We start from the raw sequence: 439 nt of genomic DNA, 5'->3' as shown, positions 1-439 counted from the left end.
CTCCCAGGACGCCACTTCCATGGACATCGCGCTCACCATCGACGGGGCGCGCATCCCGGCCCGCCTCAACGACAGCGCCGCTGCCCGCGACTTCGCCGCGCTCCTGCCGTTGGAGCTACCGCTCGCCGACTTTCACCAGCAGGAGAAGACCGCCGAACTCCCCAGGCCGTTGTCCACCGACGGCGCCCCCGAAGGCGCCCAACCCCACGCGGGCGACCTCGCCCTCTACGCCCCCTGGGGCAACCTCGCCCTGTACTACCGCGACGCCCCCTACGCCACCGGCCTGGTCCTGCTCGGCCGCCTGAACAACGCCGAGGACGCCGCCAAGCTCACCGACGCCGACCACGTCACCATCGCGACCGTGAGCCCCTGACCCCGCCCCACGCACCTCACACGCTTATCCAGGAAGGCCCACCGCAGCATGAGCACCACCTACGAC

The 439-nt window shown here is 71.1% G+C and carries 1 protein-coding gene; it reads left to right on the top strand.

Features of this window, described 5'->3' with window-relative positions:
- The coding region (locus AC1DSF_RS30920) for a cyclophilin-like fold protein (RefSeq protein WP_478184129.1) at nt 1-373 on the top strand (373 nt) is incomplete at its 5' end.
- Between the last annotated feature and the right edge of the window lie 66 nt (nt 374-439).

The organism is Variovorax sp. 01N429 (assembly GCF_056399425.1).
Note: the sequence above shows the minus strand (reverse complement) of the source record. Positions and strands in the feature narration are given on the sequence as shown.